This window comes from Xanthomonas sp. 3793 (genome assembly GCF_024806835.1).
GTDB lineage: Bacteria > Pseudomonadota > Gammaproteobacteria > Xanthomonadales > Xanthomonadaceae > Xanthomonas > Xanthomonas arboricola_F.
Genome location: NZ_JANTYU010000004.1, coordinates 159,514 through 172,161 on the forward strand (window position 1 = coordinate 159,514; position 12,648 = coordinate 172,161).

13 protein-coding genes are annotated in these 12,648 nt (G+C 66.5%); 10 read left to right on the plus strand and 3 right to left on the minus strand.

The features are described from left to right. Positions 1 to 5 precede the first annotated feature (5 nt). The 7 genes from FHY18_RS14220 to FHY18_RS14250 all read left to right on the plus strand — a co-directional run bounded on the left by FHY18_RS14220 (position 6) and on the right by FHY18_RS14250 (position 8,103). Complete coding sequence (locus FHY18_RS14220) at positions 6 to 1,349, plus strand: sugar ABC transporter substrate-binding protein (protein ID WP_259156161.1); 1,344 nt, start codon at positions 6 to 8, stop codon at positions 1,347 to 1,349. Positions 1,350 to 1,442: 93 nt separating this feature from the next. Further along, positions 1,443 to 2,738, plus strand: coding sequence for a carbohydrate porin (locus FHY18_RS14225; protein WP_259156163.1), 1,296 nt, complete (start codon positions 1,443 to 1,445; stop codon positions 2,736 to 2,738). A 102-nt stretch (positions 2,739 to 2,840) separates the two neighbouring features. Then, a complete protein-coding gene (locus FHY18_RS14230) occupies positions 2,841 to 3,710 on the plus strand; it encodes a sugar ABC transporter permease (protein WP_259156165.1) in 870 nt (289 codons plus the stop codon). A gap of 1 nt (position 3,711) precedes the next feature. Further along, the gene (locus FHY18_RS14235; RefSeq protein WP_259156167.1) at positions 3,712 to 4,542 is read left to right on the plus strand and encodes a carbohydrate ABC transporter permease; all 831 of its coding nucleotides are present in this window, start codon (positions 3,712 to 3,714) and stop codon (positions 4,540 to 4,542) included. 25 nt (positions 4,543 to 4,567) lie between these two features. Next, positions 4,568 to 5,587: an ABC transporter ATP-binding protein gene (locus FHY18_RS14240; RefSeq protein ID WP_259156169.1), complete on the plus strand. Its 1,020-nt coding sequence runs from the start codon at positions 4,568 to 4,570 to the stop codon at positions 5,585 to 5,587. Positions 5,588 to 5,661: 74 nt separating this feature from the next. Continuing rightward, positions 5,662 to 6,435, plus strand: a complete 774-nt coding sequence (locus FHY18_RS14245) for an SDR family oxidoreductase (protein WP_115007404.1) — start codon at positions 5,662 to 5,664, stop codon at positions 6,433 to 6,435. Positions 6,436 to 6,438: 3 nt separating this feature from the next. Then, positions 6,439 to 8,103, plus strand: coding sequence for an FGGY-family carbohydrate kinase (locus FHY18_RS14250; RefSeq protein WP_259156171.1), 1,665 nt, complete (start codon positions 6,439 to 6,441; stop codon positions 8,101 to 8,103). 500 nt (positions 8,104 to 8,603) lie between these two features. Here FHY18_RS14250 and rpoZ read toward each other — a convergent pair whose 3' ends face one another. The 3 genes from rpoZ to FHY18_RS14265 all read right to left on the minus strand — a co-directional run bounded on the left by rpoZ (position 8,604) and on the right by FHY18_RS14265 (position 10,824). Further along, positions 8,604 to 8,903, minus strand: a complete 300-nt coding sequence (gene rpoZ / locus FHY18_RS14255; RefSeq protein ID WP_002812428.1) for a DNA-directed RNA polymerase subunit omega — start codon at positions 8,901 to 8,903, stop codon at positions 8,604 to 8,606. 296 nt (positions 8,904 to 9,199) lie between these two features. Next, a complete protein-coding gene (gene gmk / locus FHY18_RS14260; protein WP_005996765.1) occupies positions 9,200 to 9,811 on the minus strand; it encodes a guanylate kinase in 612 nt (203 codons plus the stop codon). Positions 9,812 to 9,963: 152 nt separating this feature from the next. Then, positions 9,964 to 10,824, minus strand: coding sequence for a YicC/YloC family endoribonuclease (locus FHY18_RS14265; protein ID WP_259156268.1), 861 nt, complete (start codon positions 10,822 to 10,824; stop codon positions 9,964 to 9,966). A 113-nt stretch (positions 10,825 to 10,937) separates the two neighbouring features. Between FHY18_RS14265 and rph the strand changes: the two genes are divergently transcribed. From rph to rdgB, 3 genes are read left to right on the plus strand one after another with little or no spacing between them, the layout of a single operon-like run. Next, positions 10,938 to 11,663 (plus strand): ribonuclease PH, encoded by a 726-nt coding sequence (gene rph, locus FHY18_RS14270; RefSeq protein WP_259156270.1) that lies wholly within the window; start codon positions 10,938 to 10,940, stop codon positions 11,661 to 11,663. Beyond that, positions 11,660 to 12,052 (plus strand): VOC family protein, encoded by a 393-nt coding sequence (locus tag FHY18_RS14275; RefSeq protein WP_259156272.1) that lies wholly within the window; start codon positions 11,660 to 11,662, stop codon positions 12,050 to 12,052. The genes rph and FHY18_RS14275 overlap by 4 nt, the downstream gene beginning before the upstream one ends. Continuing rightward, positions 12,049 to 12,648, plus strand: a complete 600-nt coding sequence (gene rdgB, locus FHY18_RS14280; RefSeq protein ID WP_259156274.1) for an RdgB/HAM1 family non-canonical purine NTP pyrophosphatase — start codon at positions 12,049 to 12,051, stop codon at positions 12,646 to 12,648. Before FHY18_RS14275 ends, rdgB begins: the two co-directional genes overlap by 4 nt.

The window sequence follows — 12,648 nt, forward strand, 5'->3', positions numbered from 1 at the left end:
TCGGTATGAACACTTCGATCAAGACCCTGATCTGCGCGGCACTGAGCGCCACACTGGCAGCATGCGGCGGCGGCGCGCACGACAGCGGCGCCGCGTCTAAGCCAGACACCCTGGTGATCGCCACGGTCAACAACGGCGACATGATCCGCATGCAGAAGCTCACCTCGGAGTTCACCGCCAGCCATCCGCAGATCAAGCTCGAGTGGGTCACGCTGGAAGAGAATGTGCTGCGCCAGCGCGTCACCACCGACATCGCCACCAAGGGTGGCCAGTTCGATGTGCTGACCATCGGCACCTACGAGGTGCCGATCTGGGCCGAGCGCGGCTGGCTCAAGCCGCTGACCTTCGATGCGGACTATCAGGTGGACGATCTGATCCCGCAGATCCGCGACGCGGTCAGTCACGAGGGGCAGCTGTATGCCGCGCCGTTCTACGCAGAAGGCTCGATGCTGATGTACCGCACCGACCTGCTGCAAAAGGCCGGCCTGAGCATGCCGGCGCAGCCGTCGTGGAGCTTCGTGGCCGACGCCGCCCGCAAGATGACCGACAAGCAGGCAGGCATCTACGGCATCTGCCTGCGCGGCAAGGCCGGCTGGGGCGAGAACATGGCCTTGATCGGCGCGATGGGCAATGCCTTCGGCGCGCGCTGGTTCGACGAACAATGGAAACCGCAGTTCGACCAGCCGGAATGGAAGGCCGCACTGCAGACCTATGTGGATGTCATGAAACAGGCCGGCCCGCCAGGTGCCGCCTCCAACGGCTTCAACGAGAACCTTGCACTGTTCACCGCAGGCAAGTGCGCGATGTGGGTCGATGCCACGGTGGCCGCATCGTTCATCAGCAATCCCAGCGAGTCCAAGGTCTCGGACAAGGTCGGTTTTGCCGCGGCGCCGGATGCGGGCAAGGGCAAGACCACCGGCTGGCTGTGGGCCTGGAACCTGGCCATCCCCGCCAGCTCGAAAAAGGCCGACAAGGCGCAAGCATTCATCGCCTGGGCCACCAGCAAGCATTACACCGAGCTGGTGGCCGGCAAGGAAGGCTGGGGCAATGTTCCGCCGGGAACGCGCCAGTCGCTGTACGCCACGACCGAGTACCTCAAGGCCGCCCCGTTCGCCAAGCAGACCCTGGCTGCCATCCAGGGCGCCGACACGCATCACCCCACGGTCAAGCCGGTGCCTTATGTCGGCGTGCAGTACGCGGCCATCCCCGAGTTCCAGTCGATCGGCACCACCGTGGGCCAGCAGTTTTCCGCAGCGCTCACCGGCTCGATCAGCGTGGATGACGCGTTGAAGAACGCGCAGGCCGCCACCGAGCGCGAAATGCAGCGGGCCGGCTACCCCAAGCGCTGAGCAGCTGCGATGGGCCGGGCTCCCTGCCCGGCCCGCCCCTGGCCACAGACATGCTCCGGCGTCACGGCGCCGCACCTTCCCACGAGGCAATCGATGAAGATCAGGCACACCACACCTGCGCTGACGATGCTGCTCGCCGGTATGGCCTGCACACAGGCCAGCGCCCAGGCATTCGATCCGGACAAGCATATCGGCGGCGACTGGGGCGGCTTGCGCAGCCGGCTGGCCGATGACGGCATCCAGTTCAAGCTGGCGCACTTCAGCCAGACCGCACACAACACCTCCGGCGGGCTGCGCGAGCGCACTGCCTATGCCGATCAATTCTTCCTGGGCGGCTACTTCGACCTGGAACGGCTGTGGGGCTGGTCCGGCGCCGATTTCAAACTGGAGATCACCAATCGCAATGGCGAGTTGATCAATAACACCGCAGGCATCCCCACGCTCCTGCAGTCGCAGCAGATCTTTGGACGCGGCGATGTCACACGCCTGACCCAGTTCTCGCTGACCCAGCGCCTGTTCGAAGACAGGCTGACGCTGAAGGGCGGCCGCTTGTATCCCAGCGCCGATTTCTTCGCGCTGAACTGCAACTACCAGCACCTGACCTTCTGCAGCGGCGGCTCCTCCAACTACATCAGCAACAACTGGTATGGCGATCCGCTCAGTGCCTGGGGCGGCGTGGTCACGTTCAGCCCGGACAAACGCTGGTTTTTCCGGGTGGGCGGCTACGATGCCAACCCGCAGAACCGATCCACCGACCAAGGCCTCAGGCTCGGCACCTCCGGCGACGACCACGGCACCCTGCTGGTGGCCGAAGTGGAGTACAAGCCCGACTACGGCAACGGGATCGATGGCGACTACCGCATCGGCGCAACCCGCAACAGCAACGATCAACCGCGCGTCTACACCCGCTCGGGCGTGCCGACCAGCCTCGGCACCGATCCGGCCGCGTTGCAAGACACCGATCGCGCGTTCTACGCCAACGTTGAACAACAGGTCACCAGCAATGGCGCCGGCGGCGGCTTGCGGCTGTTCGCAAGCATCATCGACGCCGACGACGAGGTCAGCACGGTGGGTCAGGTGCTGGCCATCGGCGGATTCTGGAAAGGACTGTCCGCTGCGCGCCCCAACGACCGCGTCGGCGTGGCCATCGGCCGCAATGCGCTCAGCGATTCATTGCGTGCGGCGCAAACCCGCTACAACCAGCGCCTGCCCGCGGGCGCGGCGGCCATCGGCGTACAGCGCTACGAATATCCCATCGAGCTCAACTACAACATTGCTGTCAGCCGCGGGATCGAAGTGATGCCCAGCGTGCAGTACATCCGTCATCCGGGCGGACTGGATGGCGACAACGCCACTATCTTCGGCCTGCAGGTCAGCCTGAACTTCTGACCCCCGACCCGGCCGTGCGTTCGACGCCAACCCTTGCGTCGACGCATCGGCCGCTGCCATGCATCGCAGGCGCGCTGCCTGCTTTCACCCTGGACCTTGCCGATGGCCACGCATCAAACACAAAAACTCGCACGGTTCCTGATCGCGCCGTCGATCGTGCTGCTGCTGGCCTGGATGATCGTGCCGCTGGCGATGACGGTGTGGTTTTCCACGTTGAACTACAACCTGCTCACGCCGGAAAAGACCTTCGTCGGCCTGGGCAACTACCGCTACTTCCTGGGCAACCCGGCGTTTGCGTCCTCGCTGGGCAATACCCTGTTGCTGGTCGGGTCGGTGCTGGCGATCACTGCGGTGTTCGGCGTGCTGATCGCGCTGCTGCTGGACCAGGTATTCGTGGGCCGCCGCATCGTGCGCCTGATGCTGATCGCGCCGTTCTTCGTGATGCCGACGGTGAGCGCGCTGATCTGGAAAAACCTGTTGATGCATCCGGTGTCCGGTCTGCTGGCGTGGCTTTGGCAAAGTGTCGGACTGACCCCGATCGACTGGTTCACCCAGTACCCGATGTTCTCCATCATCGTCATCGTGGCCTGGCAATGGTTGCCGTTTGCGGTGCTGATCCTGCTGACCGCGTTGCAGTCATTGGATGAAGAACAGCAGGAAGCCGCACTGATGGATGGTGCCGGCGCATTGGACCGCTTCTTCCATCTGACCCTGCCCCATCTGGCGCGCCCGCTGACCATCGTGGTGCTGATCGAAACCATCTTTCTGCTCACCGTGTTCGTGGAGATCTACGTCACCACCGGCGGCGGGCCCGGCCTGCAGACCACCAATCTGGCCTACCTGATCTATTCGCAGGCACTGCTGCAGTACGACGTGGGCGCCGCGTCGGCAGGCGGATTGATCGCCGTGGTGCTGGCCAATATCGCGGCCATCTTCCTGGTGCGCATCGTCGGCAAGAACCTGGAGACCTGAGATGGCACGTCGCACTCCCGCGCCGCAGATACTGCTCACCACGGTCGCCGCATGGGTGGTCGGCGGCGTGATCTTCTTCCCCATCCTGTGGATGCTGCTGACCAGCTTCAAGACCGAGGTCGATGCGTTTTCCAGCCCGCCCAGCTTCGTGTTCTTCCACTGGACACTGGAAAACTATGTCGCCGTGCAGGGACGTAGCGACTACTTCGCGCATGCCTGGAACTCGGTGGCGGTGTCGCTGGGCTCGACCCTGATCGCGCTGGCCATCGCCATCCCTGCCGCGTGGTCGATGGCGTTCTCGCCCACCAGGCGCACGCGCGGCATCCTGTTGTGGATGTTGTCCACCAAGATGCTGCCGCCGGTGGGCGTACTGGTGCCGATCTATCTGCTCTACCGCGATTCCGGGCTGCTGGATACGCAGCTGGGCCTGATCATCGTGCTGTGCCTGAGCAACCTGCCGATCATGGTCTGGATGCTGTTCAACTACTTCAAGGACATCCCCAGGGACATCCTGGAAGCGGCGCGCATGGATGGCGCCACCATCGGCAAGGAGATCCTCTACATCCTGGCGCCGATGGCCGTACCCGGCATCGCGTCTTCGCTGCTGCTCAACGTGATCCTGGCCTGGAACGAGGCGTTCTGGTCGTTGAACCTGTCCTCGTCGCAGGCCTCGCCGTTGACCGCGTTCATCGCCTCGTATTCCAGCCCGGAGGGCCTGTTCTGGGCCAAGTTGTCGGCCGCCTCGACGATGGCCATCGCGCCGATCCTGGTACTGGGCTGGTTCTGCCAGAAGCAGCTCGTGCGCGGGCTCACCTTCGGCGCGGTGAAGTAGCTCACTCAACTTTGATAGGTGGTTCATGGGACGCATCACGCTGCAAGGTGTCAGCAAATCCTTCGATGACACACAGGTCATCCACGGTGCGGACCTGGAGATCGACGATGGCAAGTTCGTGGTCTTCGTCGGTCCGTCCGGCTGCGGCAAGACCACGTTATTGCGCTTGATCGCCGGACTGGAAGACGTCAGCGGCGGGCGCATCCTCATCGACGGCCAGGACGTCACCGGCCTGGCGCCGGCCCGGCGTGGCTTGTCGATGGTGTTCCAGTCGTATGCGCTGTATCCGCACATGAGCGTGCGCAAGAACATCGCCTTCGGCCTGAAGATGGCGCGCGTGCCCAGCGCCGAGATCGAGCGGCGCGTGGCGCAGGCCGCCACGGTGCTCAACCTCACCGATTACCTCGACCGCAAGCCTGGGCAGTTGTCCGGCGGCCAGCGCCAGCGCGTGGCGATCGGCCGCGCCATCGTGCGCGAGCCCAAGGGATTCCTGTTCGACGAGCCGCTGTCCAATCTGGACGCCGCCCTGCGCGTGCAGATGCGCCTGGAAGTCACCCGCCTGCAGAAGCAGCTCAAGACCACCGCGGTGTATGTCACCCACGACCAGGTCGAAGCGATGACCATGGCCGACGAGATCGTGGTGCTGCAGGCCGGACGTATCGAACAGGTGGGCACGCCGCTTGAGTTGTACGAGCGCCCTGCCAACGTGTTCGTGGCCGGTTTCATCGGCTCGCCGCGCATGAATCTGCTGCAGGGCGAGGTGGCCGCGCGCCACCACGCAGTGACACTTGGCGTTCGCCCGGAACATATCCGCGTGCAGCGCGGCAGCGTGGCCGCCGGCGGCGGCGACGCCTGGCAGGGCCGCGTGATCCAGGCCGAGCATCTGGGCAGCGACACCTTCGTCTATGTGGACATTCCGGGCGTGGGTACGGTCGATGCGCGCTGCACCGGCGATCTGCGCGTGCACATCGGCGAGACGGTGACCCTGATCCCGGACCCGGAGCACCTGCATCGCTTCGACGCGCAGCAACAGGCCATGCGCTGAGCGCGCCACTTCCCGCGTTGTTCCTCCCCGTTTTCGCGACTCCCCCACGATCAAGACCAGCAGGAGATATGCCGATGTATCTGGACAAGTTCAAACTCGACGGCCGCGTGGCGGTCGTCACCGGCGGCGGCCGCGCGATCGGCCTGGCGATTTGCCAAGCGCTGGCCGAAGCCGGTGCCAAGGTGGTCATTGCCGATCACGATGGCGACGTTGCCGAGCAAGGCCTGGCCACGCTGCGCAGCAAGGGCCTGGATGCGCAGGTCGTGCAGATGGACGTCACCGATTCGGCGCGCGTCACCAGCGTGGCCGATGCATTGAACGCGCAGTTCGGCAAGGTCGACATCCTGGTCAACAACGCCGGCATCGCACGTAGCCAGACCCCGGCCGAAACGGTCACCGACGAGCACTGGCTCAACGTCATCGACGTCAACCTCAACGGCACGTTCTGGTGCTGCCGCGCGTTCGGCAGGCACATGCTGGACAGCGGCGATGGCGTGATCGTCAATGTCGGTTCGATGTCCGGCTTCATCGTCAACAAACCGCAGGCGCAGGCCTACTACAACGCCTCCAAGGCGGCGGTGCACCACCTGACCAAATCGCTGGCCGCCGAATGGGGCGCGCGCGGTGTGCGGGTCAACGCAGTCGCACCGACCTACATCGCCACGCCACTCAATGCCTTCGTCAAGGAAGACCCGGCGATGTACGACGCCTGGATCGGCGGCACGCCGATGGGGCGGCTGGGCGAAGTGGAAGAAATCGCTTCGGTAGCGCTGTTCCTGGCCTCCCCTGCCGCCAGCCTGATGACCGGCAGTATCGTGCTGGCCGACGGCGGCTATACCTGCTGGTAAATCATGCAACCGACCAACGAGGCGATCTACATCGGCGTGGACGTGGGCACCGGCAGCGCCCGCGCCGGGCTGTTCGACGCGCGCGGCCAATTGCTCGGCACCGCGCGCCACGCCATCCAGACCTGGTACTTGCCCGGCGAGATGGTCGAGCAATCCTCGGCAGACATCTGGCAGGCCTGCGTGCAGGCGATCCGCGGCGCGCTGGCGCAGGCCGGCGTGGACGCCGCGCGGGTGGCCGGCATCGGCTTCGACGCCACCTGCTCGCTGGTGGCGGCAGCCGCCGACGGCGGGCCGGTATGCATCAGTCCCAGCGGCCAGGCCGAGCGCGACGTGATCGTGTGGATGGACCACCGCGCCATCGCCCAGGCCGCGTCCATCAACGCCACCGACGAGCCGGTGCTGCGCTACGTGGGCGGGCAGATTTCGCCGGAGATGCAGACTCCCAAGCTGCTGTGGCTCAAGCAGCACCTGCCGGACAGCTACGCGCGCGCGGCGCACTTCTTCGACCTGGCCGACTGGCTGAGCTGGCGCGCCACCGGCAGCACCGCGCGTTCGCTGTGCACGGTGACCTGCAAGTGGACCTATGTGCAGCACGAAGGAGGCTGGAGCCGACGTTACTTCGAACGCATCGGCCTGGCCGAGCTGCTGGAGGATGCGGCCGCGCGGATCGGCAGCAGCGTGGTGCCGCCGGGCACGGCACTGGGCCAGGGGCTGACAGCACGCGCTGCCGACGAATTGGGCCTGCGTGCGGGCACTGCGGTGGGCGCGGCGCTGATCGATGCCCACGCCGGTGCCATCGGCACGCTCGCCAGCCCGTCCGCAGATGGTCAGCCGATGCCGCTCACCGCGCGGTTGGCCTATATCTTCGGCACCTCGGCCTGCGTGCTGGCCAGCACGCAGGCGCCGTGCTTCACGCCCGGCGTGTGGGGGCCTTACGGCTCCGCACTGATCCCGGGGCTGTGGCTCAACGAGGGCGGCCAATCCGCCGCCGGCGTCGCAATCGACACCCTGGTGCGCTCGCATCCTGGCTATGCCGACGCCAACGCACAGGCGACCGCCGCAGGCCGCGATGTGCTGCAATGGCTGGAAGAGCGCGTGCTGGCGCGCGTTGGCACTGCATCCCAGGCCGCCGTGCTGGCGCGCGGGCTGCACGTGCTGCCGGATTATCTGGGCAACCGCTCGCCCGATGCCGACCCCAACGCCCGCGCGATGATCGCCGGGCTGACCATCGACCACGACCTGCAAGGCCTGGAAGCGCTGTACGTGGCGGGCGTCTGCGGCCTGGGGTACGGGCTGGCCGACATCATCGATGCGCTGCGCGCGCAGGCAGTGACGTTCGACAGCGTGATCATGAGTGGCGGCGCCAGCCACAGCCGCCTGGTCCGCCAGCTGATGGCCGATGCCTGCGGCGTACCGGTACAGGTCGCGGCCACCGCCGAACCGGTGCTACTGGGTAGCGCGATGCTGGCCGCCGTGGCCAGCGGCGGTTTTGCCGATCTGCCGGCAGCGATGTCGGCGATGAGCGGCCTGGGCGCGAGCACCGCAGCGACGCCGGACGACATCGCACGCTTGCATGCCGCAAAGCGGCGCGGGTACCAGGCCATGCAGGCGCTGGACCGGCAGTTGCGGCGCGAGATGGCGCAGGTACTGGCCGACCACGACTGCTGACGCCTGCTGCGCGCCAGCGCCTGCTGTCCAGCGGCGAATGGTGTCGCGAGAGCCACTGCAGTACCGGTCAAAAGCATTGGAACGGCAGCCGCGCCGGGAAAGCACGCAGGTGTGGGCAGTCAACTACAAAAGCGCGCCACGCGCGATCAGCGAGCGCCTGCAGCGGTTGGCGAAGGCGTGACGACCCGCCCGCCGGTCCGAGGGCACGCGGCCGCAACCGCGCCGCCAGATGACGTCACGACCGGGTAGCAGCGCGCTGAGCGCCCGTAGCGATCGCACGGCGTACCGACGTCGATGAAAGCGCTGACACCATCGGGAGCAGCCGTCGCGCGGAGCATGCGATGCGCGGGCGCGGAAACCGGGTGCAGGCACGGCGCGCGACAGCCGGAGACGCGTCACCCAAAGGCAGTGATCCCGGATCGCGCCTTCCCCAAAACGCAGACAGCCCGCACAAGGCGGGCTGTCCGGACAGCGTCGGCCACCGCGGTGGCCGGTGACGATCAGTCGTCGTTCTTGGACATGTCTTCGTCGGCCACCACTTCGGCGGCGGCCCATTCCAGCGCTTCGCGCTCGGCACGCTCGCGTTCGGCCTTCTCGACTTCATCGATCAGCGCGTTGTCGATCCGGCGGGCGGCGATCTCGCGCAGCGCCATCACGGTGGGCTTGTCGCTGGCGTCTGCGTTTTCGATCAACGGCTGCACGCCGTTGGCGAGCTGACGGGCGCGCTTGGAGGCCATCATGACCAGCTCGAAACGGTTGTTCACGACTTCCAGGCAATCTTCTACGGTAATGCGGGCCATGCGGGCTCCCGGCGACCAGCAACGGCCGCGCATCGAATGAGGGAAAGGGGGCGGAGTGTACGCCTGCGCGCCTGGGCGGGCAACCGGCGGTCATTCAGTTCGCTTTGGAATCAGTCACTTGGAGCAGACCGATCAAGCCACATCGCTGCCCTGGTGCGCAGAACGGCCCCGCACGCCTGGCCGGCCGCCTGCCTGTGAACCACGGCGACGTGCCGGCTGAATGCCGATGTCCAGCTGCAGCGTCGTCGCTACGGTGGCATCGCCACTGGCCGCTCCCGCCCTGGCGCACCCGCAACTCAGTCCAGCAACGCCTGGATCAGGCCGGCATGCCGCTGCTGCTGCGCCTGCCGACGTAGCCGGCTGGCGGTAAAGATGGCGCACATCTCCGAGACCGCGGTGTCGAAGGTCTCGTTGATGATGACGTAATCGAATTCCTCGAAATGCAGCATCTCTTCGCGCGCGGCGGCCAGGCGCTGCGCCATCACGTCCTCGCTGTCCTGGCCGCGCTTGCGCATGCGCTCGTCCAGCGCCTGCCGCGACGGCGGCAGGATGAACACGCTCACCGCATCGGGCACCTTCTGGCGTACCTGGCGCGCGCCCTGCCAATCGATCTCCAGCAGTACGTCGTGACCGGCCGCCAGCTGCGGCTCCACCGACTGCCGCGCAGTGCCCTTCCAGTCGCCATGCACCAGCGCGTATTCGAAGAAGTCGCCTGCTTCGATCATGCCCTGGAACTCGTCGGCGGAGACGAAATGGTAGTGCTCGGCATGCCGCTCGCCCGGCCGCGGCGCGCGCGAAGTGAACGAGATCGACAAGGCGATCTTCGGGTCGCGCGCCAGGGTGGCGTTGACGATGCTGCTCTTGCCGGCGCCCGAGGGGGCCGCAACGATATAGAGGGTGCCGCGCATAGGTCAGGGATTCGTGATTGGGGAGTCGGGATTCGCGAACGGGCTGCGGACCGGTACCACCGGGGTCGACATGCTACCGGGATTGGACCCAGCCCGCAGATAACAGGGGCGTGCAGTTGCCCCATCCCGAATCCCGAATCCCCAAATCCCGGCTATTCGATGTTCTGCACCTGCTCGCGGATCTGGTCGATCAGCACCTTCAGATCCACCGCGGCGTTGGAGGTGCGGCTGTCCACCGACTTGGAGCCCAGCGTATTGGCTTCGCGGTTGAACTCCTGCAGCAGAAAGTCCAGCCGACGGCCGACCGGCTCGCGCTGCTTGAGCACCCGGCGGATTTCGGAAATATGGCTGGACAGGCGGTCCAGCTCCTCGTCCACATCGAGCTTCTGCAACCACAGCACCAGTTCCTGCTCGGCGCGGCCCGGGTCCACCGGATGCGGCAGATCCGCCAGGCGCGCAGCCAGCTTGACGCGCTGCCCCTCGCGAATCACCGGGATCAAGATGCGCACCTCGGCGGCGATGCGTTCGATCGCGTCCACACGTTCGCTGATCGCCTCGGCCAACTTGCCGCCTTCGCGCTCGCGCGCAACCACAAAACTGTCGACCACCTCATCGAGCAAGGCCAGCGCCTGCGCCTGCAGCGCCGGCGCATCCACGTCCTGCACCTGCAGGACGCCGGGCAGCTGCAGCAGATCGGTAAAGCCCACCTGCAACTTGGGAAACAGCCCGTCCAGCCGCGTGGCCAGTGCACCCAGCTCGTGCAGCAGCGATTCGTTGACTGCCAGCGTCTGCGCGTTGTCCAGCGCGCGCAGGCGCAGCGTCAGGTCCAGCTTGCCGCGGCTGTTCTTGGCTGCCACGCGCTCGCGCAGCAACGGCTCCAGTGCACGCAGTTCTTCGGGCAGGCGCACGCCCACTTCCAGAAAGCGGTGGTTGACCGAGCGCAGCTCGCAACCAAGCGTGCCCCAGGGCGTGATGCGTTCGCCGCCAGCAAACGCGGTCATGCTTCGGATCATCGTCAATCCCGTACCGTCAAAGCGCGAATGGTACCCTAGCCGCCCATACAGGCCGGCTGCTGCCCGCCGTGCATTGGCGCCAAGACCCACCTCCCGACTTCCGGACTCATCGCATGACCTTTTCCCGTCCCAGCGGCCGCACGGCCGATCAGCTGCGCCCGGTGCGCATCGAACGCTCCTTCACCCGCCATGCCGAAGGCTCGGTGCTGGTGAGCTTCGGCGACACCCGCGTGCTGTGCACCGCCAGCGTGGAAAACCGCGTACCGAACTTCCTGCGCGGCAAGGGCGAAGGCTGGGTCACCGCCGAATACGGCATGTTGCCGCGCTCCACCCACACCCGCTCCGACCGCGAAGCCGCACGCGGCAAGCAGGGCGGGCGGACGCTGGAAATCCAGCGCCTGATCGGCCGCGCATTGCGCGCCTGCGTCGACCGCAACGCGCTGGGCGAGCGCACCATCACCCTGGACTGCGACGTGCTGCAGGCCGACGGCGGCACCCGCACCGCGGCGATCACCGGCGCCTACGTGGCGCTGGCCGATGCAGTGAACCTGCTGCTCAAGCGCGGCGACATCAAGAAGCACCCGCTGATCGGCGCGGTGGCCGCGGTGTCGGTGGGCATCTATCGCGGCGAGCCGGTGCTGGATCTGGATTACCCGGAAGACAGCGACTGCGATACCGACATGAATGTGGTGATGAACGATGGCGGCGGCTTCATCGAGCTGCAGGGTACCGCCGAAGGCCACGCGTTCCGCCGCGACGAACTCAATGCGCTGCTCGCCCTGGCCGAACGCGGCATGGGCGAACTGTTCGCACTGCAACGCGCTGCGCTGGCCGGATGAGCCGGCGCATCGCCCTGACCACGCTGCTGGTCGCCGATTACGACGCGGCCATTGCCTGGTACACCGGCGCGCTGGGCTTCCAGGTGCTGGAAGATCGCGCACTGGGCGACGGCAAGCGCTGGTTGGTGATCGGCCCGGGCAGCACGCAGGAGGCCGCGTTGCTGCTCGCGCTGCCAAGCGATGCCGCACAGCAGGCGCGCATCGGCGACCAGACCGGCGGGCGTGTCGATCATTTTCTCTACACCGACGACTTCTGGCGCGACCACGCGGCGATGCAGGCGTTCGGCGTGGAATTCCTGGAAACCCCGCGCGAGGAACCGTACGGCACGGTCGCGGTATTCCGCGATCTGTACGGCACCAAGTGGGACCTGCTGGAGCCCAAGCAATGAAACACCTGGTCCTGGCCAGCGGCAACGCCGGCAAGCTGGAAGAACTGCGCGCCATGCTCGCCGACCTGCCGCTGCGCATCGTGGCGCAAGGCGAGCTCGGCGTGGAGGACGTGCCGGAAACCGGCCTGACCTTCGTCGAGAACGCGTTGATCAAGGCACGCCATGCCAGCGCGGTCACCGGCCTGCCGGCGCTGGCCGACGACTCCGGCCTGATCGTCGATGCGCTCGGCGGTGCGCCCGGCTTGTACAGCGCGCGCTATGCGGGCAGCCCGACCGATGCGCAGGCCAACAACGCCAAGTTGCTCGACGCCATGCGCGAGGTGCCGGCCGAGCGCCGCAGCGCGCGCTTTTATGCAGTGATCGTGTTGCTGCGTCACCCGGAAGATCCGCAACCGCTGATCGCCGAAGGCAGCTGGGAAGGCGTGATCACCACGCAACCGCGCGGCGATGGCGGCTTTGGCTACAACCCGGTATTTCTGGACCCGGCCTACGGCCTGACGGCCGCGGAAATGGACAGCGACCTGAAGAACCGCCTGAGCCACCGCGCAGTGGCGCTGGCCACGCTGCAGCACAAACTGCACGCGCTGGCGCTGTAA